This window comes from Paenibacillus sp. Soil750, assembly GCF_001428045.1.
Classification (GTDB): domain Bacteria; phylum Bacillota; class Bacilli; order Paenibacillales; family NBRC-103111; genus Paenibacillus_E; species Paenibacillus_E allorhizoplanae.
The window spans coordinates 1,059,167-1,082,220 of sequence record NZ_LMSD01000012.1 but is presented as its reverse complement, the minus strand read 5'-3'; the positions used below and the strand labels follow the sequence as shown (position 1 = coordinate 1,082,220).

General features: G+C 45.3%; 24 protein-coding genes. 14 read left to right on the top strand and 10 right to left on the bottom strand.

Features of this window, described 5'->3' with window-relative positions; genetic code table 11:
- The first annotated feature begins 207 nt into the window (after window positions 1-207).
- The gene (locus ASL11_RS16605; protein WP_162261656.1) at window positions 208-2,025 is read left to right on the top strand and encodes an ABC transporter substrate-binding protein; all 1,818 of its coding nucleotides are present in this window, start codon (window positions 208-210) and stop codon (window positions 2,023-2,025) included.
- 17 nt (window positions 2,026-2,042) lie between these two features.
- On the opposite strand, the gene ASL11_RS16600 is transcribed toward ASL11_RS16605, so the two are convergent.
- Window positions 2,043-2,306, bottom strand: a complete 264-nt coding sequence (locus ASL11_RS16600; RefSeq protein WP_056616503.1) for a hypothetical protein — start codon at window positions 2,304-2,306, stop codon at window positions 2,043-2,045.
- Between the two features lie 157 nt (window positions 2,307-2,463).
- Between ASL11_RS16600 and ASL11_RS16595 the strand changes: the two genes are divergently transcribed.
- On the top strand, window positions 2,464-3,129 hold the full coding sequence (locus ASL11_RS16595; protein ID WP_056616500.1) for a tetratricopeptide repeat protein: 666 nt from the start codon (window positions 2,464-2,466) through the stop codon (window positions 3,127-3,129).
- Between the two features lie 11 nt (window positions 3,130-3,140).
- Here ASL11_RS16595 and ASL11_RS16590 read toward each other — a convergent pair whose 3' ends face one another.
- Window positions 3,141-4,202, bottom strand: coding sequence for an acyltransferase (locus ASL11_RS16590; RefSeq protein ID WP_056616497.1), 1,062 nt, complete (start codon window positions 4,200-4,202; stop codon window positions 3,141-3,143).
- A gap of 269 nt (window positions 4,203-4,471) precedes the next feature.
- Here ASL11_RS16590 and ASL11_RS16585 point away from each other — a divergent pair, with 269 nt between their 5' ends.
- The 4 genes from ASL11_RS16585 to ASL11_RS16570 all read left to right on the top strand — a co-directional run bounded on the left by ASL11_RS16585 (window position 4,472) and on the right by ASL11_RS16570 (window position 9,019).
- Window positions 4,472-4,903, top strand: a complete 432-nt coding sequence (locus ASL11_RS16585) for a DUF86 domain-containing protein (RefSeq protein WP_056616488.1) — start codon at window positions 4,472-4,474, stop codon at window positions 4,901-4,903.
- Window positions 4,904-4,986: 83 nt separating this feature from the next.
- Window positions 4,987-5,619 (top strand): helix-turn-helix transcriptional regulator, encoded by a 633-nt coding sequence (locus tag ASL11_RS16580; protein ID WP_268796203.1) that lies wholly within the window; start codon window positions 4,987-4,989, stop codon window positions 5,617-5,619.
- A 330-nt stretch (window positions 5,620-5,949) separates the two neighbouring features.
- Window positions 5,950-7,569, top strand: a complete 1,620-nt coding sequence (locus ASL11_RS16575) for an S-layer homology domain-containing protein (protein ID WP_063795606.1) — start codon at window positions 5,950-5,952, stop codon at window positions 7,567-7,569.
- A gap of 199 nt (window positions 7,570-7,768) precedes the next feature.
- Window positions 7,769-9,019, top strand: a complete 1,251-nt coding sequence (locus ASL11_RS16570) for a S1C family serine protease (protein WP_056616474.1) — start codon at window positions 7,769-7,771, stop codon at window positions 9,017-9,019.
- Window positions 9,020-9,089: 70 nt separating this feature from the next.
- On the opposite strand, the gene ASL11_RS16565 is transcribed toward ASL11_RS16570, so the two are convergent.
- Window positions 9,090-9,725, bottom strand: a complete 636-nt coding sequence (locus ASL11_RS16565) for a bifunctional 4-hydroxy-2-oxoglutarate aldolase/2-dehydro-3-deoxy-phosphogluconate aldolase (protein WP_056616471.1) — start codon at window positions 9,723-9,725, stop codon at window positions 9,090-9,092.
- 180 nt (window positions 9,726-9,905) lie between these two features.
- Here ASL11_RS16565 and ASL11_RS16560 point away from each other — a divergent pair, with 180 nt between their 5' ends.
- Window positions 9,906-10,352 (top strand): DUF948 domain-containing protein, encoded by a 447-nt coding sequence (locus ASL11_RS16560; RefSeq protein WP_056616468.1) that lies wholly within the window; start codon window positions 9,906-9,908, stop codon window positions 10,350-10,352.
- 14 nt (window positions 10,353-10,366) lie between these two features.
- On the top strand, window positions 10,367-10,732 hold the full coding sequence (locus ASL11_RS16555) for a YtxH domain-containing protein (RefSeq protein ID WP_056616463.1): 366 nt from the start codon (window positions 10,367-10,369) through the stop codon (window positions 10,730-10,732).
- A gap of 55 nt (window positions 10,733-10,787) precedes the next feature.
- Here ASL11_RS16555 and ASL11_RS16550 read toward each other — a convergent pair whose 3' ends face one another.
- Both ASL11_RS16550 and ASL11_RS16545 read right to left on the bottom strand, forming a co-directional pair.
- Window positions 10,788-11,912: a phosphodiester glycosidase family protein gene (locus ASL11_RS16550; RefSeq protein WP_056616459.1), complete on the bottom strand. Its 1,125-nt coding sequence runs from the start codon at window positions 11,910-11,912 to the stop codon at window positions 10,788-10,790.
- 118 nt (window positions 11,913-12,030) lie between these two features.
- Complete coding sequence (locus ASL11_RS16545; RefSeq protein ID WP_056616458.1) at window positions 12,031-12,693, bottom strand: helix-turn-helix domain-containing protein; 663 nt, start codon at window positions 12,691-12,693, stop codon at window positions 12,031-12,033.
- Window positions 12,694-12,898: 205 nt separating this feature from the next.
- On the opposite strand from ASL11_RS16545, the gene ASL11_RS16540 reads away from it, so the two are divergent.
- The 5 genes from ASL11_RS16540 (at window position 12,899) to ASL11_RS16520 (ending at window position 16,637) form a co-directional block, all read left to right on the top strand.
- On the top strand, window positions 12,899-13,321 hold the full coding sequence (locus tag ASL11_RS16540) for a disulfide oxidoreductase (RefSeq protein ID WP_442953069.1): 423 nt from the start codon (window positions 12,899-12,901) through the stop codon (window positions 13,319-13,321).
- Window positions 13,322-13,410: 89 nt separating this feature from the next.
- The gene (locus ASL11_RS16535) at window positions 13,411-14,403 is read left to right on the top strand and encodes a polysaccharide deacetylase family protein (protein ID WP_056616455.1); all 993 of its coding nucleotides are present in this window, start codon (window positions 13,411-13,413) and stop codon (window positions 14,401-14,403) included.
- 112 nt (window positions 14,404-14,515) lie between these two features.
- Window positions 14,516-15,325: a glutamate racemase gene (gene racE / locus ASL11_RS16530; protein WP_056616449.1), complete on the top strand. Its 810-nt coding sequence runs from the start codon at window positions 14,516-14,518 to the stop codon at window positions 15,323-15,325.
- 124 nt (window positions 15,326-15,449) lie between these two features.
- Window positions 15,450-16,325, top strand: a complete 876-nt coding sequence (locus tag ASL11_RS16525) for a M14 family metallopeptidase (RefSeq protein WP_056616444.1) — start codon at window positions 15,450-15,452, stop codon at window positions 16,323-16,325.
- A 99-nt stretch (window positions 16,326-16,424) separates the two neighbouring features.
- The gene (locus ASL11_RS16520) at window positions 16,425-16,637 is read left to right on the top strand and encodes a hypothetical protein (protein ID WP_056616437.1); all 213 of its coding nucleotides are present in this window, start codon (window positions 16,425-16,427) and stop codon (window positions 16,635-16,637) included.
- A 470-nt stretch (window positions 16,638-17,107) separates the two neighbouring features.
- Here the strand turns inward: ASL11_RS16520 and ASL11_RS36985 are convergent, their stop codons facing one another.
- The gene (locus ASL11_RS36985; RefSeq protein ID WP_162261632.1) at window positions 17,108-17,275 is read right to left on the bottom strand and encodes a hypothetical protein; all 168 of its coding nucleotides are present in this window, start codon (window positions 17,273-17,275) and stop codon (window positions 17,108-17,110) included.
- Window positions 17,276-17,524: 249 nt separating this feature from the next.
- A complete protein-coding gene (locus ASL11_RS16515) occupies window positions 17,525-19,771 on the bottom strand; it encodes an FAD-dependent oxidoreductase (RefSeq protein ID WP_056616434.1) in 2,247 nt (748 codons plus the stop codon).
- 120 nt (window positions 19,772-19,891) lie between these two features.
- Between ASL11_RS16515 and ASL11_RS16510 the strand changes: the two genes are divergently transcribed.
- Window positions 19,892-20,671, top strand: a complete 780-nt coding sequence (locus ASL11_RS16510) for a helix-turn-helix domain-containing protein (RefSeq protein WP_056616431.1) — start codon at window positions 19,892-19,894, stop codon at window positions 20,669-20,671.
- A gap of 55 nt (window positions 20,672-20,726) precedes the next feature.
- Here ASL11_RS16510 and ytvI read toward each other — a convergent pair whose 3' ends face one another.
- Genes ytvI through ASL11_RS16495 form a run of 3 tightly spaced genes read right to left on the bottom strand, consistent with a single transcriptional unit; the run spans window position 20,727 to window position 23,004 of the window.
- Complete coding sequence (gene ytvI, locus ASL11_RS16505; RefSeq protein ID WP_056616428.1) at window positions 20,727-21,839, bottom strand: sporulation integral membrane protein YtvI; 1,113 nt, start codon at window positions 21,837-21,839, stop codon at window positions 20,727-20,729.
- A gap of 18 nt (window positions 21,840-21,857) precedes the next feature.
- Window positions 21,858-22,604: a type I methionyl aminopeptidase gene (map, locus tag ASL11_RS16500; protein ID WP_056616425.1), complete on the bottom strand. Its 747-nt coding sequence runs from the start codon at window positions 22,602-22,604 to the stop codon at window positions 21,858-21,860.
- 40 nt (window positions 22,605-22,644) lie between these two features.
- Window positions 22,645-23,004 (bottom strand): winged helix-turn-helix transcriptional regulator, encoded by a 360-nt coding sequence (locus ASL11_RS16495; protein ID WP_056616422.1) that lies wholly within the window; start codon window positions 23,002-23,004, stop codon window positions 22,645-22,647.
- Between the last annotated feature and the right edge of the window lie 50 nt (window positions 23,005-23,054).

Genomic DNA, 23,054 nt, shown 5'->3' with positions numbered 1-23,054 from the left:
TGCCATTTCCAATGCTCACGGGACTGGCTTTCCAAATCGTGCTGTTGCCACTCCATTAATTTCTCTGATACATATAGGTCTGTTGGTTGCATACGAGGGTCACTTTCCTTTCTTTTCCTGATACGTTTAGTTTACGCTAGAATAAGGGGAACAAAAAGAGTATAATTCACTTCAATGATTTCCCCTTTTATCGAAAGGACGTTGAAGATGCAGCTACTTACTCATTTTCTGGAGCTACGCGCGGGTTTTGAGCATGGTGTTGAGAATAAACCGCAGCCCATTACATTAGAAGAATTAGCGGAAAGATTATATTGCTCGACACGGAATGTAAAGATTTTATTGAAAAAGATGAGTGATCAGAATTGGATTTCCTGGAAACCCGGTCGGGGTAGAGGGAACATCTCAGAGCTTACTTTTTTGGTCTCATCGGAAGACATGATCTCGAAACAAGCGATGGCGCTTGCAAATCGAGGTGATTATTTAGGCACGATTGAGCTGATTCATCAACTAGGCAAGGGAGAAGCACTTCAGGACTCCTTTATCGAGTGGTTGTTCAGCTTTTTTGGCTACCGGACGGTTGAGCTTGAGGAGCGGTTTAAGGATACATTGCGTGTACCTGTTTACAAATGGTTGGTGACGCTGGATCCTGCGCACACTTTTTTTGCGTTTGATTTCCATCTAGTGAGTCAAATTTTCGATACCCTCATACGATATAATCCGCAGGCAAGGGTGATCGAGCCGCACTTGGCCCATTACTGGGAAATCAGCGAGGATGGTTTGCATTATACGTTTTATTTGCGAAAAGGCGTGCTGTTCCATCATGGCAGAGAGATGACAGCGCATGATGTAAGTTACTCTTTGGCGCGACTAAAGAAGCTTGGCCAGTCTGCCACGCAAGGATGGATAACCGAAAGCATTGAGACGATTACAGTGCTGAATCGAAGTTCGATTGCAATTGAATTAAGCCAGCCGAATGTGCTGTTTCTTCAACAGCTGGCACATACGTCTATGGCGATTGTCCCCGAGGAAATTTGCCGGGATAATGAATCGATTTTTGGGCGAATGCCCATTGGGACGGGGCCTTTCAGGCTAGAGTGGAACGATGATTATATTTGCAAGCTGCGAGCGTTTGATAGTTATTTCGGTGTGAGGCCGCATATGGATCTCATCGAATTTTGGCTGCTGCCCTCGGATCTACAGGAATCAACACCAAGCTGGGATAAGATCCAAGTGTATCGTGGGCAATCGAATTCGAGTAAGCCGGTAGGCGTGATTGATAAAGATTCAGAATGGCATCAAATTGAACAAACCATTATGGGGTGCAGTTTATTAACATTTAATCGCAATAAGAGAGGGCCGCAGTGCCATCGTAACTTTCGTAAAGCGGTTGATTTGGTCATAGATCGTGAGCGAATGATTGGCGAGCTGGGTGGTTTTCGAGAAGCACCGGCAAGCAGTTTTATCCCGACAATGGAGCCGCTAGTGAGGTCAAGAACGGATTTTGCAGAAGCAAAGCGTTTGCTAAATGAAATGGGCTACAACGGCGAGACGTTACATATGTATGTCTATCGGAATAACAATGAGGATGCCATATGGATTTGCCAGCAGTGTGCGCAGATTGGTATTCCGATCGAGATCACGATTCGGAGTGAGTCCGACATGACGCAGATGGACACCATTGATGAAGCCGATCTTATTTTTTATCACATTTGCATGGAAAGCAATTATGACCTTCATATCATCCAAACATTGAAACAAAGCAACAGTTATGTACGTGCACATTTGAATGAAGATCGGCTGGTGTGGGTGGATTCGAAAATGGAGGGGATTCTGAGTAATCCTAACCTGGATGAGCGTATTTGTGGATTACATCAATTGATTGCCGAGCTTCAAGAGGAGAAATCGTTTCTTTTCGTCCTGCATCGATCCCAACAAACGACGTATCATGACTCGATTAAAGGAGTAACGATCAACGATTTGGGCTGGATTGATTTCCGGGAAATTTGGTTTACACCGAGTGTTTGAATATGAAAAAAACGACCTTACGGTCGTCTAGGAGCAGGCGGCTCAAAGCGGTATTCCATCGCTACCCAGCGTCCATTCGCAACGAAAAACCCAATGAAAGCGAATACGATTAGTCGAATTGGAATCCAAGCGGAATTAACGGATTGGAAGCTTATATATTCAAGCAAGGTCGTGAGGATCGCAGCACCGATTCCCCAAGGTACAATCCCGAACATAATTAAATATCTAGAGCGGCCTAGTTTCTTTCTCTTAAGCCATATAGCCTTATGCGAATCTTTCATGTCAAAGCTCCCTTTTTTCTTTCTAGTATAGCACTGCTGGCGAAAAATCTCGAATGATAGAAGCTCCTTGCCTTTAAGACTTTTTTTTCTTAGGGGAGGGGTAAACATAATCAGCATAATATGGTAGTATAAGGAAGTTGAAAAGGGGGAGTACACCATGCTAATCAAAATACTACTATTTGGATTACTCTGGCGGATCGTTGGTAATCCGTTTCTAGCATTACTCATTCTACTTGTAATTTTGTATTTTTTGGACAGAAGATACGTTGGCATCCTGCCGAATATTTGGAGACCATTTCAGTTAAATCGAAGAGCATCACGTCTGCGAATTGACCTCCATGCGAACCCGCACAATACATCAGCGAAGCTGGAATTGGCGCGCATTCTGATTGAACGCAAAAAATTTCAAGAAGCGCTGCCCTACTTGGAACAAACACTACCGATTATGCAGGAATCTGCCGACGTTCATTACGAAATTGGACTGTGTCAACTGAAACTTGGCCGAATCGCCGAGGGTGAATCCTTTATGCTGAAAGCGATCGAACTCAATCCACGTGTAAAATATGGCGAAGCTTACCTGCGCCTCGGCGAGGCTCTGGCTCCCCAGCTACCTAAACGTGCGGCGCAGTTTATTGAACAATTCCGCGACCTGCACTCTTCCTCGGTCGAGGCTTACTACCGACTCGGCCAGCTGTATCAGCAGCTCGGCCGCCAGGAAGATGCCAAGCGCGCGTATCGCGAAGCGCTGGACATTTACCGCGGCTTGCCTCGCTACAGCCGCAGACAGCAGCGGCGCTGGGCCTGGCTGGCGCGCATGAAATAGAAAGGTTCCGCTCATCTGCGAGCGGAACCTTTTTGGACTGCGCGAGCGTAGCCGCGCGTGAGCAGCAAAGCGCCCAGCAGCCCGATAAGTACGGCTGCTGCGGTGTGCACATCATAGAGCCATAGGCGCCCAGGCGCTGGCTCTGGCGAAACGCGATCCCACAGGGTGAGAATCGCGGGATGCACGAGATAGATGCCGAAGGAGGCTGCGCCTAAGGCAGATAAGAAGGCGCTGAAGCGTGAGCCGAGCGCTAGCTGGTTGCGCGCCCATGGCACACAGACGAGTGGGATGGTCAGGCAGTAAACGAGCAGAGCTAGCTCGAACCAAGTATTTTCGATTACAGCAAGACCATATTGCTGAAGCAGGAGCATGCCGACATAAGCGCCACCGGCCACATAGACGGCGATCCATATCCACCTTTTGAAACGGATCACCCAAGTCACTAGCGTTGGATAATAAATGCCCATAAAGGCACCGAAGCAGAACGTAGCCATATAACTTAAGCACAACGAGGCATATTCAGGCAGCGGGATTACCCAATGATGAAAGGTATAGGAAGCCGCTTGAATGCCGATACCTAGAGGAATCAGGCCGCGACGCAACCATGCGTAACGCTTGATCGCAGACATCATCAAGGGGAACAGCACATAGAACTGAACGATAATGATAATGTAATAGAGATGATAGCTCGCATTGCCCGATAAGAGCAATTTAAGTAGATGAAACGCATCGAGCTGTATCGTGCCATGAAACATGATTTGATTATACAAATAATAGAATATGGACCAAATGACATAGGGGATTAATATCTTTTGTAGTCTTTTTGTCCAAAAAACACGTGCCATCCCTGGCTCCCAACGCTCATAATAGGAATAAAACAAAACGAGACCGCTAATCCAAATGAACAAAGGAACGGTAAACAAGCTAGCTTTGTTCAGGATGAAAAAGAAAGCCTGGGAGCCTGTCCCTACAGGAAGTTGAGTGGCGCCAGACGTACCATGAATGAGTACGACGGCAAAGATGGCAAGTGCGCGTACGATGTCGATTTCTGACAGTTTGGGCTTAGATAACATCAGGCAAATTCTCCTTTTTTCTCTCGTTTCACTGTAACATGATCGCTATAGGAGGACAATGCTTTTAGGAATGAAAGCCCGCGTGGCTTGACGCTCTCACCTACCCGAGATAAACTGTTGATAGCATGTAAAGAGATCAATCAAGAGGGTGAATGAACGTGAGTTATGAATATTTGATGCAGGCGGTTTTGCTCATATTTTTGGTTATTATCACTTTTTTTGCGATGTTGGTATGGACGAAATGGCGAAAAAGAGGACGGAGATAGACCATGTATTTTATTAATCATGAACAAATTGATGGGCGCATTCAGTTTCTGTCGGTACTTGCTGAGGCAAGTCAGCAGTTAGAAGCGCAGTGGGCACAAGGGAAGCAAGACCTGATTTTTCAGCTTTCACAAGAACGATTACTTCATTTGGCGATAGAAACCGTGACGGATATTGGGAGCTTGCTCATTGATGCTTTTATATTAAGAGATGCAAGCAGCTACGAAGACATCGTAGAAATCGTACATGGAGAAGGGGCTTATTCAGAGTCTTTGACGGAGACGCTGTTGCAATTAGTGAAGCTGCGCAAGCCGCTAGTCCAGGACTTTGTAGAATGGCCACGACAAGACTTACATCCATTAATACCGAAACTCCCAGCGGCTTTTGAGGAATTCGCGGCATCGGTTCGTGCATTTATTAAAAGCGAATTGGCATAACATACATAAGTGTTTCATAATTTACTTATTGCCTGTGATGCTGTAAAATGAGACCTAAACGAGTTCCGAGGGCAGGTGAGAGCGTGAATCAAACACTAGAAACATCGACGCGTAAAGTGATTCTTTCTATGCTCAAAACGCAGGGACCGTTAAGTGTACAAGATATGGCTAAACAACTTGGGATTACAGAGATGGCCGTTAGACGACATATTCATTCGATGGAGAAGGATGATTTGCTCGAGGCTAAGCTCGTAAGGCAAGCTATGGGACGTCCTACAAGTGTATATACTTTAGCACCACAGGCTGACGAATTATTTCCCAAGAAATATTCGCAGTTAACTTTGGATTTATTAGACGAGTTATTAGAAGACGAAGGTCAAGATAAAATCGAACGGCTCTTTGAAGGTAGGCAGGGGAAGCTCGAAGCTCGCTATCAGTCAAGGATGCAAGCCAAAAGCTTAGAAGAGCGCGTGGCTGAACTAGCACACATTCAGAATGAGAATGGCTACATGGTTGACTGGTCCGCGCAAGGTGATGATGCTTATATCTTTAATGAGCATAACTGCCCCATTGCGAAGGTGGCCAATACCTTTCAGCAGGCATGTCAGTGTGAATTAGCGCTGTTTCGCAATTTGCTAGATGCCCAAGTAGAACGTACAGAATGTCTCGCCAAAGGTGCTAACAAATGTGTGTATATCATACGTAAAAATAAATAGCTTTGAAGGAGATAAGCAGACAGTGTCTGCTTATTTTTTTTTTGGGAATTTGAGATCACGGTTTCTCTACCCTATTTCAATCCACCGGACGTTCATTATCTATTATTTTCATATATTCAGTTTCATAGATTCAGAATTTGTTTATAAATACTTACGGGGATTATTTTTGGTACAAATTTCCAAGATACGGACTGAAATGGAACCTAATCTATCGAAGTCTATACTACATAGGTAGTAGAGGAGGTGAATCTATAGATGATGACAAATAATCAGTTCGATTCAAGATCAAGTCAAATAGAGAGAAAAAGGAGTGCATTTAGAGTGAAATCAATGATGGGGAAAATATCTCATGCTTTGGCTCTATTCATGATCGTTTCTATTCTAGTACCAGTGATTGCCTTCGGGGCGACGCTAGGTATAAAGTCGTACACATACGACAAGACGACTGGCAATGTGACAGCAACTGTTTATAGCGACGTTTATGACAATGTAACTGGCGCCGTTTATCTGAATGTGTATGCTCCTGATAACAGTCTGTTGAAGAAAGCTTACATGTCTAATTACACGAACACGGAGACAGTAAATGGCGTTACATACTACAATTTCACGTTCAATACAGGGATAACAGCTAATGTATATGACGCCGTATATTTAGCAGGCCAATATAATTCTACAGTATCTAGCCGCGTGTACGCGACTGATGCCAATCCTGATGTGCCAGGATGTACAAGTTACTGTGGCGGAGGGTATGGCGGAGGAGGATGGATACCACCAGTAACTGGGACTAGTATTAATGTTCCTACTAATGGTGAAGTTAACGAAGATACTCTGAAAAATGCACTAACTTCAAGTGTGAATATAGAACTCAAATTATCCGGTGACATCGCCCTTATTCCAGCTTCTGCTTTACTTGATGCTGTAGGTAAAGTGGGCTCCACGATTACTGTGCGTTCAGACAATGGAACTTATATACTTCCTCTTTCAATATTAGATCTGAATGCTCTAGCCAAATCGCTAGGTATTTCCATTAAGGATCTGAAGATCAAAGTAAGTATTACGAAGTTAACTGGTGATTCCGCTGCTGCGGTTACTTCTGCAGCCACTACAATTGGTGCTAAAGCCATCACTGATGCCGTAGACTTTAATGTCATTGCTCTAGGTCCTGGAGACAAAACAAGTTCGATTGATTTTGGCAAAACGTACGTTTCACGTTCGATTAACATCTCAAATGCTGTAGATACCAAGATGGTTACTGGCGTTCTCTACAATGAAACAACGAAGAAGCTAAGCTTTGTTCCTGCAATCTTTGAAGTTAAAGATGGCAAAACAGTTGCTACACTGAAGCGTAACGGTAATAGCATCTACACGGTTGTCGAAATGAACAAAAACTTTACAGATACGATTTCCCACTGGTCTAAGGATGATGTAAGTCTCCTTGCCAATAAGCTCGTGATTGATGGCATGACAGATACAACATTCGCTCCTGACCTTCAAATTACACGTGCGGAATTTGCTGCCTTGGCTGTTCGTTCCTTAGGGTTAGACCTGGAAACAACACTATCGACATTCAGCGATGTCCAAGCTTCCGATTGGTACGCAGCGACAGTTGCAACTGCAGCTAAAGCAGGTATTATCGATGGATATGAAGACGGCACATTTAAGCCAAATGCTCAGATCACTCGTGAAGAGCTTGCGGCTATGATTGTACGAACAATGAACTATGCAGGATTGGAATCCAATCTTTCTGATGCTCAGCAACTCGCGTTATTAAGCAATTTCAGCGATTCTAACAAGATCGTGTGGGCACAGAAAGAAATTGCTAGGGCTATCGATGCTGGTATTATCAATGGTTTGACGGATACAACCATCGGCTCTAGCAACCAGGCGACTCGTGCAGAGGCTGCTACTATGCTGAAACGATTCCTAAGTAAAGCTGGATTCATTAATTAATATGTTTTGAAATAAGACCTGATTCTGTGGACCCATGTGTCTAGGATCAGGTCTTTTTTATCTTTGCAACCCTTCAGCATACTTTCAGCTAGCATTCATGCGGCTATCAGCCCAATTTAAGTAACACTTCAGGTTGGCGGTCTATACTTGATCTATCAGCAAGATAACAAAATGATAGCAATCGAGAGGCGGTAATCGTATGAATGAAGATATGAACAATAACGTGAACTTGAATGACATAAAAGTTGTAAACAAACCAAGCAGTTCTAGAGTCAAGCCAATCTTTGCAGCTTTTATGGCGGGGGCAGTTGTCGTTGGTGGGTTGATGTTTACTTCGGACAAATTGAACCTTTTTGGCTATGATACGAAAACGGTACAGTCCAGCGCAACCGCGGTACCAGCGAACTCAGCAGCAGCTGGTGTCCAAACGGCGTCACTTAACAATTTAGGGACCAATAGCATTTCCCAAATTACGAAGGCATCGAGTCCGGCCATTGTCAAAATTGAAACAAAAGTTAAGCAAACAAGCACTCCAAGCAATCGAAGAAATTCGCAGCAGCAAGGAACGCAAAGTGGAGATACGATTGAGAATGGGATCGGTTCTGGCTTCATTTTTGAAGATAGCGGTTATATCTTAACGAATGAGCATGTCATTGACGGAGCAGACGAAATCGATGTTTACGTACAAGGGTATGATACCCCATTTAAAGCAACACTACTTGGCAGCAGCTATGATATAGATTTGGCTGTACTCAAAATTCAAGGAGACAAAGCTTTTCCAGCACTGAAAATCGGGGATTCAAATGCAGCTGAAGTAGGAGAGTGGGTTGTTGCGATTGGGAACCCGTATGACTTCGATTATTCCGTTACAACAGGTGTGTTAAGCGCCAAGGAACGCGAAATCAGCATTGATGATGAGCAGGGGACACGTAATTACAAGCATTTGTTACAAACAGATACAGCTATTAACCCTGGTAACTCCGGTGGTCCATTATTGAATTTGAATGGTGAAGTCATTGGGATTAATACGGCTGTCAACGCCGAAGCACAGGGAATGGGCTTTGCCATTCCGGCAAGCACCATTAGCTCGGTTGTAGATAAATTGAAAAACAACGAAACCATCCCGAAAGATCCAGCCCCCTACATTGGCGTAGCTTTGCAAAATATTACCGATGACATGCTGCAGGATTTGAAAATCAGCAGCACTAATGGCGTGGTGGTTGCTGAGGTACAGCAAGGTTCGCCAGCTTTCAAAGCAGGAATTCGCCAGTTTGATGTCATTACGGAAGTGAATGGGAAAGGAATTGCGAATACTGAAGAACTGACCAAAGCGGTTCAAGCCGCGGCAGTTGGTGATGCTTTGAAGGTGAAAATTTCGCGTGATGGTCAAACGAAGGACGTTTCTGTAGAAGTTGGGGATAAAAATGCAGTTACCGCCTATCAGAGCTAAATAGTCCACGAAGATGTAAAAAACGGAGCAGCGATCATTCGCGTGCTCCGTTTTCTTATACATCACAGTATTATGCACGCGACGCCGCGAGCAATTGAACCGCCTTATCCGTGATCCAGCCGAAATTGCCAGCTTCAATTTCCTTCAGGTTGATGAGTGAGCCGCCAATGCCTAGTCCATAGCAGCCGATGCTCAAAAATTGCTTGATATTGCCCTCGGTTACACCACCGACAGCTATCATAGGGATTGTATCCAGTGGTCCCATTAATTCCTTGATATAGGGCAAGCCTAAGCTTGCACTTGGGAATATTTTAACGGCCGTAGCTCCGGCTTTCCATGCTTTCACAACTTCGGTCGGCGTCATCGCACCAGGGAAGATCGGAATGCCCTCTTGCTTCGACCAGCGGATGACCTCCTCATCCAAATTGGGAGTGACCAGGAAAGCAGCTCCGGCAGCAACAGCTTGTTTAGCGTCCTCCAGATCCAGCACAGTGCCGGCTCCGATGAACATGTGATCTCCCCATTGCTTTTGAAGGTTAGTGATCATGGTGAGCGCACCAGGTGTGTTTAGCGTTACTTCCATAACGGTGACCCCACCTTGGTGAAGTGCTTCGGCAACAGACAGTATGTGTGCCTCTTGCACGCCTCGGACGATTGCCACGATACGCGTACGCTCAATTTCTTGTAGGCCTTGTTCTCGATTCATTTCTCGATTCCCCCAACTCAAATACGACGCATTTGCTATTTATTATGACAGGTTCCAGAAATTTTTCCAATCCGTTTGTGTCAAAACAAGCCCTACCTACCTATACTGTAGTAATTCATAGGCATTCGTCTAGAAGCCTCATCAACCCTCACAGCTTTCAGCTCATAGGAGGTGACCTACATGACATGGAGTGAGATCAGTATCGTCAGCTTGGCAGCCGCTTGTTTAGTGCTCATTGTCTTTACCGTTCGTATGTTCATTACGGCTACGCGAACGCTTCGCTTGTTAGGGGATACGGTTATTGAAGTTAAGCAGCAAGTTGTCCACACAACAGAACATGCGGAGAATCTAATGAAGCAATTAGGGCAGCTTACGGAAGAGGTACATTTGCAAGTCCTTGCCTTAGAACCAAGTATTCAATCGGTTGAAAAGGCAGGGAAGGCAGTTGGGGAAGTCGCTTCCACGCTGCGCAATGCCTCACGCATGATGAATGATTCCTTACTAGGTGCGGAAAAGGTCGTACACACGCACCAGAAGCGCATTCACGACATCATGGAATGGGCAACCACAGGGTATGAGCTATGGCAGAGATGGCAGGCGCAGCGGAGTGCGAAATCAGATCAATAAGGAGTGGATATCACATGTCCAATGGAAAAAAAGGAAAAGATCTTCTCATCGGTGCAGTCGTAGGCGGTTTAGTTGGAGCTGCAGCAGCGCTGCTGTTCGCACCGAAATCTGGTCGTGAACTACGAAGTGATATTGCAGAGGGAGCTACCGTAGTTAGCGACAAAACCGTGCAACTAGCCAGTACAGTTAGTCAAAAAACACAAGCAGCTGCCAAAACAGTGAGTACGACAACTACGGATCTCGTAGGTAAAGCAAGGGACACAGCAGCAAGTGTAGTCGAGACAGTTCGCTCGTGGAAGGATTCGCAATCTGAGGATGACATTCAAGACGAGATCGCGGCATCGGAAGCCGCTGAAGATTTGGTCATTGTAGGCCGATAGAATTCTAATGAAAGAAGCAGAGCGCTCCTTCTAGGAGTACTCTGCTTCTTTGTTGTTACCATTTGGAAGGATCAATTTTACTAATATCCAGCCCTTCCCAAACATTCTTAATATCAGCAGTCTCAGGATGATCGAAAAGCAACCATGCAGTAGGGAGATAGCGTTCACCGTATTCACTAGAAGGTTTATTAATAATAGCATTATTGTGCACCAGTACGGTTGAAGCGCCACCATCCAGGTTCGCCGCGGTAATTGCGCCATGCGCTAAGAAAATTTCCTGCACATCATAGAGCGTTGCACCTATACTGTGCGTTTGTCTGCCATCAATAATGGCGAATAGAATCGCTCCGTCCTTCGTTTGAGCCATGCACGTTCGCGGTGCGATACCCCAGCCATCTGCTTGACTTTTGACTTGGCCAACACCATTCACGATGAAACGTGGGCTGAAGGAGACGGCTTCTTGAACACCCATTTCGAGCAGCTCAGATACTTTGTATTTGCCTGAAATCATTCGGCCTTGCTTATCAATCCCAACGATCTGTACAGTACCGTTCATACCCTTGTCATTGTAGAAGATTTTGCCTCCGGAGATCACAACGCCTTCTGGTTGAAAACCATTGCCTTCCCAGTTCGGGTCAATAAATCCACCGCCATTCACACCGAGGATCGCCCCGGTACGTTTGACCATGGAGGATACTTTCTCCCCTTTACCTGCTTTCTCTGGCACTGCTATGCGAAGCTTGGTAGGGTCTGAAATGGTTACAAGCTTACCTTTGAAATTGGGACCCGAAATATTCTCGATGGTGACTAAATCTTTTTTTACTGGGGCTACAACTTCGGTAGGTGTGTAGGATGGCAAAGGTGCGATTTCTACAAGTCCTAAATCCTTCTCGGTACCCATTTCGTCAAAGCTTTTCGTATATGCGGCTACACGTTTCTGCAACTCGGATGTGCCTATTAAATATTTGGCCCAATCCCGATGCTGTGTGGTGATGATGGTATCGGCCATCATGAAACGCAGGCTCGACCCCGAAGCAGTCAGGAAAAACCAGCTTAAACCTAAAATTGCTAGAACGGTAATCGTAAGGACTGTATACGACAAAAAGCGTATTCCAGCAGAACGTTTGCGCTTTACGCGGGCTTGCAAAGTAGTCTGGGTGGTTGTTTGTTGAACAGCCATGCTTAGGCATCTATCCTCTCTAACACAAATCAAGTCCACACTGTCAACTAATAAGACGAAAAGAAAGGAGAATAAGTTTCAGAATTCCCTGAAATTATCTCCTTTTTTTGTAAAATGCTTAATTTTGTCGTTGAAGTGAAGCCAGTAGAGAGTCTTTACCCGTGCTTTTTTCAAATTGATATTCAAGATCGTTCCCTGCATGATAGGCGACACTGCGTAAAATAAGATCATGATATTTCTTCTGGCGCAGGGCAGCAATCGTCACACTCAGACTCACACCTAGCGGATCGAAATATAGTTTGCCTGCTTGTGCATCATATTTCTTAACGTGAGACAAATTGACGAATAGATCCGTATCCATTTTCTTAAACCCTTGATCTTCTAGTTGGTCTAAGAAATGACTGAAATCTAATAGTGACTGCATGGGAATCGTGCGATTACCGATCCGTGTATGATAGGTCATTTCGGTAGATCCAATTTCTATAAAAAGGATATCTTCTAGGGGCAGTGTCAACGGTGCCGATTGACTATCTGAGATACCTTTTTCAAGATATCCAGCTTTCTCCATAAGATCTGTATACGAAAACTTATAGGCATCCGACAGTTTCTTTAATGTGACAGGGGATGGCTTAATCTTTTCATTCGTCGAACGGTTACGTTCTAATTCTAAATCTCGAATATAGGCATGGGACAGGCCACTCTTGTTGGCAGCTTCACGTAAGGACATCTTTCCACGTAAGCTCTCCAAAAATTTACCGAATCCTTCAAATTGCTTCATCATAGGAATCCCTCCATATGTTAATTGTAATTGAATTGGCTCAAAATAGAAACGTTTATAGCACTTATTGGTACTAATTACCTGAGTAGAATGTGAACATCTTATATGATTCGTAAGTAAATTGCGAATTTGGTAGGTCGCGAGAATCAATCCCGTGACTTCTTACTTCTATTTTTTTATAATAGGGAAGTAGAAAGGGGACGATTTCATCATGTTTAAAAAATGGCTGAGAGACAACGGCATGCATATATCATGGCTAGTTGCCTTAGTTGCGACACTAGGAAGCTTATATTTTTCGGAAATCTTGCATTTTGCACCATGCAAACTTTGCTGGTATCAGCGAATTCTTATGTATCCATTAGTCGTAATTCTTGGCATTGCAGCTGTTCGTAGAGATTACAAATTAACTATCTACGTGTTGCCGTTAACGATTTGGGGAGCATGCATCTCCATCTATCATGTTTTATTACAAATGGGTGTTTTCAAAGAAACGGGTACAGGTTGCGGTCCCATTGCTTGTGATACCGATTATTTAAACTGGCTTGGATTTATTACGATTCCGATGCTGGCAGGAACAGCGTTTATTCTACTTACCGTTCTACAATACATGACTTATCGCGCTACAAAATAACCCCGAAAATCAATCGTTAGGCAGGTAATTTGTCATTCACTGTCGAATAGGGTGGAAGAAGAATCCATTCCCATCTCGAGGTGTATCTCATGATTAAACATACCCATAAAGCTGCACTGCTGATCGTACTGAGTGTTTCGTTGGTCGGTTGTGCAGATATAAGCCTAACTGCTCCTGTCGGCACGGAAGCGGCTTCCAAAGCCAGTCCAGTTATTTCTCCTAGATTTTCGCCAACACCTTCTCCCACACAAACCGTTAAACCATCGCCAACAACGACACCTGCGCCAACTCCACAGCCAACGACTGTGCCGAGTGCGTCACCAGCTACACCGACACCTAGTGCAACCCCTAAAGCCACAGCTGATCCTGCTAAAACGAAACCTTTGCCAGCAGATCGAACCCCTTATTCCTGGTACTATATGAAGAAAAAAACAGGGCAAGTTCCTGATTTTCCGCATGAAACCAAATCCTTTACCAGTGACCAGAAAGCGGTCTGGGTTGGGACAGGGAAAAAGGTCTATTTAACCATTGATGCAGGAGGACCGCTCATTGAGGTTGATCTCATGCTGAAATCACTCAAAGAGAACAATGTGAAAGCGAACTTTTTTATCACTGGAAACAACATCAAGAAGAACCCGGACTATTTGAAAAGGATTGTGGCAGATGGTCATTATGTAGCGAACCACACCATGACTCATACGGATTTTAATGACTTGACGGATGATCAGATACGCAAGGAAATTAAGGATTTTGAAGTCGTCTATAAACAAATCACCGGTAAAGAGGTCGGGAACTATTTCCGTTTCCCTTACGGGCATTATAATGCTCATAATTTAAGTTTAGTTTCTGACATGGGCTATACTTCTGTGTTCTGGTCTACAGCCATGCGTGATTGGGAGCCTAGAGCGAATGGCGCTGAGGATCCGTACAACGATATTATGAATAATTTGCATGATGGTAACGTGATTTTGATGCATCAGGGGTCTGTTGAGAACATGCAGGCGCTGGATCGGATTTGTAAAGAAATCAAAAAGAGAGGGTATGAATTCGGACTTGTAACCGAGCTTCAGCCGAAAAAGTAAGAAGATTAGGTCCAAATCTGTGTAGTACTCTTGGTACCTTTAAGCTTGGCCGCACATATCCTAACCATGTGGTTTATATCAATTCATCAACCGGCAAAGGAAGCGGATATGTGTGCAGCAAGCGATAGCCGTACTGGACTCCGGAGTCGGAGGGTTAACTGTTGTAAAAGAAATCATGAAACAGCTGCCGCATGAAAAGGTCATTTATTTTGGAGATACAGCCAGGAGCCCCTACGGCCCCCGACCTGCTAGTGAAGTTCGTCACTTTACTCGTCAAATTGTAGACTACTTACTTCAGTTTAATCCCAAAATGATTGTGATTGCCTGTAATACGGCAACAGCGGTCGCGATTGAAGACATACGTGCACGTGTCTCAATTCCTGTCGTGGGCGTGATTTCACCAGGAGCTAGAGCAGCAATCAAAATGACTCGAAGCGGTATGATCGGTGTCATTGGCACAGATGGAACGATTCGCAGCCAAGCGTATGAAACGGCGTTGAGGCAGATTTCAACAGATATTCATGTATATAGTGAGGCGTGTCCTTTACTAGCTCCATTTGTTGAGAGAGGACTTTTTAGTAGTGATCGTGCTCATTCCATCGTGGAACAATCACTGAGTCCTTTGAAAGATAAGCCGATTGATTGCTTAATTTTGGGATGTACCCATTACCCATTTCTGATGGAATCCATTTCTCAAGTGATGGGGCCTAAAGTGACATTAATTTCTTCGGCCGAAGAGACAGCCAGAGATATAAGTACGATCCTTTCTCAGAGAAGCATGCAAACGCAATCCAATGAAATACCGGTTCATCAGTTTTTCTGCAGTGGTACGCCAACTGTTTTCCGGCAGATTGCGGAGAATTGGCTCAAGGAATATATTTCTTTTATGCCTGTCGTGTGGCAGGTGCCGACTATTATTTAAGTGAACGAAATAGACCCTTATGGGTCTATTTTTATTTCATCTCGCGAAACTGAGATACCGCATGATTCCTGCGATCAAGGCATAAGCATAGCCATATGAAAGAAGTAAAAAGGCAGGTGGTTGTGTGTTAGGATATGGCTATCAGACATTAGCTCAGGAGTTGAATCGTTTAGGCAAAATATATCCATTTTTGCAAACGGCGTGTATTGGCCAAAGTGCGATGGGGAGGGACATTCATGCGCTGCGTATAGGGCACGGTACGAAGGAAATCCATTTCAATGCAGCCATGCATGCGAATGAATGGATAACAGCCCCCTTGCTGATGCAATTTGTTGAAGACCTGGCATGTGCGTATGCAAGAGGGACGGCATGGCAGGGGCGTAATGTTAGACGTATTTTGTCAGAGTATGCCTTGTGGGCCGTGCCTATGGTCAATCCTGACGGGGTTGAACTTGTTTTACATGGACTGCCTGAGGAACATCCGCATCGTGAAGCATTGTTGGCATGGAATAAAGGATCCTTATCGTTTATAAATTGGAAGGCGAATATACGCGGTGTAGACCTCAATGATCAATTCCCTGCCCACTGGGAAGAAGAGAAGCTGCGAAGAGAACACGTTGGACCCGGTGAACGTGATTATGGCGGTGAGGCTCCGCTATCTGAACCGGAAGCCGCGGCATTGGCCGGGTTCACCGAGTGTCATGACTTCGAGCTTGTGGTTGCCTTACATACACAGGGAAGAGAAATTTATTGGAATTACCGTGATTATGAACCAGCTGAAGCTGAAGCACTCGCAGAGCGATTGGCATTAGCAAGTAATTATGAAGCTGTGAAGCTTACAGGCAGTGACGCGGGGTATAAAGATTGGTTCATTCAACATTTTCGGCGACCAGGCTTTACAGTCGAGGTAGGGTTAGGCGTAAATCCGCTGCCTGTGGAAACCTTTGCTTTACTTTATGAGGAAGTCGTTCCAATCTTATTGACGGCTTTGGAATTATAATCTCAAGACAAGTTTCTTCAACTTGCTTGCCTTCGCTATGAACCGACTTTGCCCAGACTTCATATACTGAGGAAAGGAAGCTGTTGGGGAGGCGTGAACATGGCACCACCTAAAGGTAAAGGCAAAGTTGTTAAGAAGAAAAAGGAACTTTCATCCCGTGCTCAATACACGATGAGGATAGTTGAATCTGCCACTTGTTCGGTGTGCAAAACACCTTGCGCAAGGGGCATGCGCTATCTGGATATGATGTCACAGCCTGGGGCTGTCGGCAGAGGTGTGCCGTGTATTTTGACACGTAGGAAAATCAACTAACCAGGATCCGCCCCTTGGAGGGGTGGATTTTTTGTCTTTTAACTACTCTCAACAATCCGAACAAGCGTCAACTCCAACAACTCCCAAAACTCCCAAAACTCCCACAACACCCGCAACACCCGCACCTCGCGCACCTCGCGCACCTCCCGAAACTCCGACACCTCCCGCACCTCCCTCGAACTCCTAGTAACCCGCCGATTGTCACGATTAGATGGATTATATGTAGCTAATTCATTCGAATTTCGGCTGAAATTACGTTTATATGGATTATATACAGCTAATTAGCTGCGTTTTTGCAAATAGGATCGGATGAGGCCGAATTAACTACCTTTTTTCCATCTAAATTGAATATTGAGGAAGATTTCTCTAGAATAGCTGTACAATTTCCAGTTAATTCATTTGCGACGACCAACGCCGACGCAATAAAAAGCCCCACGAGATAATCTCGCGGGGCTCCATATGTGTATGAATTAATGGTTTGGTGTGAGTAATTTATCTGCTAAAGATTGTTTGAGCTTCTTCATTGCGTCTGTCTCAAGTTTGTTGCTTTGGGCAAATTTCGTTCCAGTTAGTGCAAGCGCTTCCTTCACTGTCATTTCAACACGAATAATTTCTTCGCCATGCGGAATTTGTAACATTTTCATCACTCCTATGTCAGCTTTTAAAAGCGAAAACCTTGATTCTACGCACTTTTAATATAACACATCATGTAAGGTTAATCAAGAGCAAAGCGAGCCTATTTTTCAAATAATTAAGGGGGCTTGTCCGAGTGCCTTAACACCTATACGAGCAATCAAAGTGGGAGGACCATCATTCAAGTCAGCATAAAAAGAACCGATCTCAACCACGAGGAACATGGCGATATCGGTTCTTTCATTCACACTATTTTAACGATAACAACGTAATTCCACGATTTCTACATGCGCAGAGCCATTCGTTGACGCCACTACGACACGCAGACGGTTCGTTGATACAGCGCTGTCTAACACATGAACATGGTGCCGAGTATGATTGTTAGTCGCCTCAACAACCGTTGTCCATGATTCCCCAACCCAAGCTTGCACTTGATAATCCTTAACGAGCTCAGGGATGATTTCGAATTCGGTACGATGGTGATGCAAGTTAATTAGATCCTCGTTGACGTCATCGTTGAACGTTACATGCACTTCCCTAATGCTATGAGTTTCCGTCCAGCTGGCTTCGAGCCATTCCTCAGCACCACTGCCTCCAGCGGAAGACCACAGATGCGGGCTACCGTAAGGCCGTTTATGGCCGTCTGCTGCTTTCTCAGCCGCGAAGGCGGAAGTAGGCGAGAGAAGTCGGAAGCAAATCGGCTTCCGAAGGAAGCCTCTTGGACTCCAGTCAATCACCGGTTGATGATGGTACATATCCCCGAAATCCACAGTATCCGCTGAAGTTGCATCATGCTTGAAGGATAGCACGCCAGACTGCGGACGACTCGACAGATGAACGGATACAGATGGATTGCTTTTAAGAATGATGAAGGCATTCTGAGCATGCTCAGGTTCCCATTGCAAAGCAGCAGTGACCCATTGCTCGGATCCCTCACTAACGGGCACGACAACCGATGAAACCAAAGCATGTGGGACATAATTCTGCGGCTTACCTGTGTTCCACAGCTCGACAGTAAGCTCTGTAGCAGCAGTAGCGTCGATGAATAACGCAATGCCATTTATAAACGGATCTACAGGCACTAGAAGCGCTACATGTGTGTTCAAAGGATAAATACCTGCCGACTGCTCCAAAGCAAGCTCTGTCAGCGTACTAGAGGCCGTCAAAGCCGCGCTGCGCACGAGATCTGCCTCATCCGTATTCGCTACACCGAGAATCGATGCATCCTGTCGCAGCAGCGTCTGCTGCAGCTCGCTCAAGTGCTCGCTGTGCAGCTCGCGCGGCGAGATCCCTTTGGCTGCGCAAAGCGCGGCGCCAGTGCCCGCAGCTTCGCCAATAACCGCACATGTCGCCATGACACGTGTTGTACCGAAAGCAACGTGGGACGCGCTGATATTGCGTCCACCCATGAGCATATTCGACACGTTGGTCGAATAGAGGGAACGGAACGGGATATGGTAGGAGCCATCCATATGCATATGTTTAGAACCTTTGGCAGTGGCGTACATGCCTTGCGGTGGATGCAAATCAATTGACCAGCCACCGAAGGCGACGCGATCCTCGAAAAGTTCTTGGGCAATCACGTCATTTTGATTCAAGACGTAGTCCCCTACGAAGCGACGGTATTCCCGTTTCCCTGGAATCGACCCGATCCATTCCAAGGTTAGATTTGCGCTGTCAAATTTCCCAGAGTTTTTGATATAATCCCAAATCCCATAGATAACGGAGGAGAGTTCATCTCGAATTCGCTCATTATCATGGACGGTGTCATGCTCGCCGCCCCATTCAATCCACCAGTAAGCGCAACCATTATCGCCACTGCGAATGACACGTTTCATGGGAATTGAAGTTTGCGTGATATCTTTAGCAAAACTCGGTGCGATATATTTCACGGGACGACCGGCATCCTTGGTGTAAAAGAGAAGCGTGCTTCCTAGTGTGATGTCATCTGGCACGAGTGGTGCCCATTCTTCGTTAAATTCATGTTGAGCTTCGCGGCCAATACGGAATTTAGCACCTGCTAGGAAGCCAACGAGGCCATCCCCCGTACAATCGAGGAAAACACGACTTTCGAAACGAATTCTTCGTTCCGAGCCCATCATCCAACCTGTGACGGCTTGAATGGTACGATGGTCGTCATCGCCTGACGCATCGACCTCATGCACATCTGTGTTGAGGAACAACGTAATATTGGGCTCAGCTTTTACTTTCTCAAGCACAACCAAATCCCAGATATAAGGGTTGCCATCGATATTGCGATATTGATTCTCGACAAATAGTTCACCCATAATACCGGTTTCCCGGGCGTTACGATGGACACCATGGGAAGTGGCACCACATACCCACACGCGTATTTCACTGCTTGCATTTCCGCCAAGAACAGGCCGATTTTGGACTAGAGAAACAGTTTGACCTAATCGGGCTGCAGCAACTGCGGCGCAAACACCAGCCAAGCCACCGCCAACGACGGTGATATCAGATGTAACGATTTCATGCTTCATTATGAGCACCTCACTAATATTAGAATATCCATGATTTCATTTTAGAATAGGTGATATCCTTTTAACATACAGTGAGTTACAATTATCATATACTTTATTTCATTATATGGAGAGTGAGACATGACCTATAGCGATCCAGCCTTGAAACTCTTATCTCATGTGTATTGGCATCAGAAAAAAGAGTTTATGTTTGAGCGTGATGACTACCCATGTTGGACGTTGTTTGCGGTGGAGGAGGGGAGCTTCTTTTATGAAATTCGTATGGAGCAAGGTGAGGCTAGATTCGGAGATCTGGTTCTTTGCCCCCCTCGAACCGTGTTTCGTAGAAAAACGATCGAGCCGCTGACTTTTCATTTTATACAGTTTATAGGGGAGCCCCATATGGAACAAGAAGCTACCTGGAAGGGAAAGCTTTCCGTACAAGATCTGCCGCGCTTGACATCCAGTTATCGCTATTTGCGAACTTTGCAAGGGTGGGATGAAGAGAGTACACAGCATAAACTGCATCTTGTGAATGATCTCCTCCGAATGGTACAAATGGAGAGGATGATCCAGGAGAGTCCCCCTGAGACCATCATGGATGAACAGATGGACCAAGCACGGAGTTTCCTTACCGATCATGCCTACGGCAATCTTTCGATGTTGAATTTGGCTCAGCAACTAGATTTGACGCCTGTTCAATTTACGCGTAGGTTTCGAAAAGCCTTTGCCCAAACACCAACAGAATTTATTAATGACTTGCGGTTAACAAGAGCGAGGCATCTATTAGAAAGTACGACATTCACGTTGGACGTGATCGCGTCCCAATGCGGGTATGAGAATGGCTTTTATCTAAGTCGTGTGTTTACGAGCAAAATCGGCATGGCCCCCTCGATCTATCGCAGCATGCATCGGGTATAACGACTGGCGGCCAAAAGCAAAAGAGCTAAGCGATTGAACTCGCTTAGCTCCTCTTTCAATTGCCCGTATACGGCAGTTTTCCTTCGGTATATTCGTTCTCCGGCTTACGGATCCAACGCTGTAAATATCCTTGCGTATGTAAGGCTTTGATCAGAATGATCAGCACCGGCGAGAGAATCACTCCGGCTACTCCAAAGAGGGATAGGGAAATAATCATAAACGCTAATGTTGTAAATGCGGATACCCCTAAGGATTCACCTGTGATTTTGGGTTCCATAATTTGTCTGACGAGAATCACGACGAGGAGCAGTGAACTTAGCCAGATGGCCAGCGTCGTATTGCCAACGATGAACAAGTAGATAATCCACGGAATGAATAAAGTGGAAACACCGAGCAAAGGAAGGACATCGAAAATCGCTGACAATAAGGCGATAGAGAATGCATTATTCACATTCAGTACAAGCAAGGCAATAAAAACAACGATGAACGTTAATGTGATGAGCTTGGCTTGTGCTTTTACGTAAGATACGATCCCCTTCACGACATTTTCTTTTAGAAAAAAGAAGGCGGACTTGAAGGTGTTCGGTGTTTGCTCACTTGCAATACGTTTCCAAGATTCAATTTCGATGCTTAAGAAGTATGCGAGAATAATGCCGACGATGAAATTGAACATGAACGTGGAGAAGGAGGTCAGGGAAGCGACCAAACCTGATAAAAAGGCGACAAGGAACGTAGACGCTTTGCCAGCAAATTGGCCAGCATAGTCTTTGGCTTTGCCAGTCACGTCCTCGGGCAGGGCTTGGAATCGATCATTTAACTCAGCAATCCGATGAATGATTTGCTCATTGAAAATTGCTGCGTAGTCATCGATTTTATCCACAAGGCTCATAATCTGACTGGTGAAGATGACGACTGCCCCAGCCAACGCACCTAGGATGATCAAGACGAAAACCAAGGTGGAAATGGCGGAGGCAAGCGATTTACGCATGCCTTTGCGATTCAAGAACCGAGCCAAGGGCTCGATCATCATGAAAATAATCAAGGCCAAGAAGATTGGCGTGGCGATGGCGTACAAATAACTGAATAACAACATGAATAAGTAGACGGTTAATACGATGAGCCCTATGTCGAATACCGTTCGCCAATATTTCTTGTAAAAAGAAAGCATCCCTTTTCCTCCAGATCGTTATTGTTCAGTTAAAATAATCGGTCCGTTACTTGTGATGGCAATCGTGTGCTCGTATTGTGCAGAGAGGCTGCCATCATAAGTTCTAGCTGTCCATCCATCTTGGTCAACTTTGGAGTGATATTTACCAACATTCAACATCGGTTCAATGGTGAAAACCATGCCTTCCTTGATGCGCGGCCCTTTGCCAGCCGGTCCATAATGCGGCACTTGGGGCTCTTCATGCATCTCGGAGCCGATTCCGTGACCGATGAAGTCTCTAACAACGGAGAAGCCGTGCGATTCCGCGTAAACTTGAATAGCGTTGGCGACATCGCCGATCCGATTGCCGATCACAGCTTTTTCAATACCTTTATATAAGGAGTCCTTGGTAACTTGCAGGAGCTTCTCTGCAACAGGTGAAATCGTACCAACCGCGTAAGACCAGGCGGAATCTGCTAACCACCCATCGACCCGAACGACCATGTCAATCGTAACAATGTCACCATCATTGAGCGGCTCTTTCTTTGGGAAGCCATGACAGATGACGTCATTTACCGAAGCACAGGTTGCGTAGGGATAGCCGTGATACCCTTTTTGCTCAGGTGTAGCACCATGTTTGGCCAGAAAGCCTTCGACAAATTGATCGATTTCCCACGATGTAATGCCCGGGCGAATCATTTTCGCGATTTCTTTATGGCAATCGGCAAGGATTCTGCCTGCTTTCCCCATGGCTTCAATTTGTTCTTTTGTCTTAATAGTAATCATCAAGTTTCTCTCCTCTTCAGCTAGCTTCCCTAATTGTTCATTATGTCCATTTTGCTGACCAAAGCTTCATCTCTCTAATAATTTGATGCAGATCCTGCCCTTTTGGTGTCAAGGTATACTCAACTGTAACAGGAACTGTAGGGAACGCCATGCGCTCGAGAACCCCATGTTCTTCCAGATGGCGCAAAATATCCGTAAGGGATTTGGGACTGATGCCCGTAATTTGGCGCTGCAGCTCTCCGAAACGCTTCGTTCCACAGAATAACTCACGAAGTACAAGAAATGCCCATTTCCCGCCAATAACCTCCAAAGTTCGCTCGACGGAACACTCGATTTCTTTGGGGATTTTGGGAACATAGTTGCTAAGTGGAGCGACTTTTTCATTTTCAAGAGTGGACATGAGATCGCTTCCTTTCATCAAAATCGTGTAGGGTACTTACTTTTAGGTTA

Bases quoted from the DNA above. Each gene is read 5' to 3' on its own strand.
- ASL11_RS16605 (WP_162261656.1), top strand. From the start codon at position 208: ATGCAGCTACTTACTCATTTTCTGGAGCTACGCGCGGGTTTTGAGCAT.
- ASL11_RS16600 (WP_056616503.1), bottom strand. From the start codon at position 2,306: ATGAAAGATTCGCATAAGGCTATATGGCTTAAGAGAAAGAAACTAGGC.
- ASL11_RS16595 (WP_056616500.1), top strand. From the start codon at position 2,464: ATGCTAATCAAAATACTACTATTTGGATTACTCTGGCGGATCGTTGGT.
- ASL11_RS16590 (WP_056616497.1), bottom strand. From the start codon at position 4,202: ATGTTATCTAAGCCCAAACTGTCAGAAATCGACATCGTACGCGCACTT.
- ASL11_RS16585 (WP_056616488.1), top strand. From the start codon at position 4,472: ATGTATTTTATTAATCATGAACAAATTGATGGGCGCATTCAGTTTCTG.
- ASL11_RS16575 (WP_063795606.1), top strand. From the start codon at position 5,950: ATGATGGGGAAAATATCTCATGCTTTGGCTCTATTCATGATCGTTTCT.
- ASL11_RS16570 (WP_056616474.1), top strand. From the start codon at position 7,769: ATGAATGAAGATATGAACAATAACGTGAACTTGAATGACATAAAAGTT.
- ASL11_RS16565 (WP_056616471.1), bottom strand. From the start codon at position 9,725: ATGAATCGAGAACAAGGCCTACAAGAAATTGAGCGTACGCGTATCGTG.
- ASL11_RS16560 (WP_056616468.1), top strand. From the start codon at position 9,906: ATGACATGGAGTGAGATCAGTATCGTCAGCTTGGCAGCCGCTTGTTTA.
- ASL11_RS16555 (WP_056616463.1), top strand. From the start codon at position 10,367: ATGTCCAATGGAAAAAAAGGAAAAGATCTTCTCATCGGTGCAGTCGTA.
- ASL11_RS16550 (WP_056616459.1), bottom strand. From the start codon at position 11,912: ATGGCTGTTCAACAAACAACCACCCAGACTACTTTGCAAGCCCGCGTA.
- ASL11_RS16545 (WP_056616458.1), bottom strand. From the start codon at position 12,693: ATGATGAAGCAATTTGAAGGATTCGGTAAATTTTTGGAGAGCTTACGT.
- ASL11_RS16535 (WP_056616455.1), top strand. From the start codon at position 13,411: ATGATTAAACATACCCATAAAGCTGCACTGCTGATCGTACTGAGTGTT.
- ASL11_RS16520 (WP_056616437.1), top strand. From the start codon at position 16,425: ATGGCACCACCTAAAGGTAAAGGCAAAGTTGTTAAGAAGAAAAAGGAA.
- ASL11_RS36985 (WP_162261632.1), bottom strand. From the start codon at position 17,275: ATGTTACAAATTCCGCATGGCGAAGAAATTATTCGTGTTGAAATGACA.
- ASL11_RS16515 (WP_056616434.1), bottom strand. From the start codon at position 19,771: ATGAAGCATGAAATCGTTACATCTGATATCACCGTCGTTGGCGGTGGC.
- ASL11_RS16510 (WP_056616431.1), top strand. From the start codon at position 19,892: ATGACCTATAGCGATCCAGCCTTGAAACTCTTATCTCATGTGTATTGG.
- ytvI (WP_056616428.1), bottom strand. From the start codon at position 21,839: ATGCTTTCTTTTTACAAGAAATATTGGCGAACGGTATTCGACATAGGG.
- map (WP_056616425.1), bottom strand. From the start codon at position 22,604: ATGATTACTATTAAGACAAAAGAACAAATTGAAGCCATGGGGAAAGCA.
- ASL11_RS16495 (WP_056616422.1), bottom strand. From the start codon at position 23,004: ATGTCCACTCTTGAAAATGAAAAAGTCGCTCCACTTAGCAACTATGTT.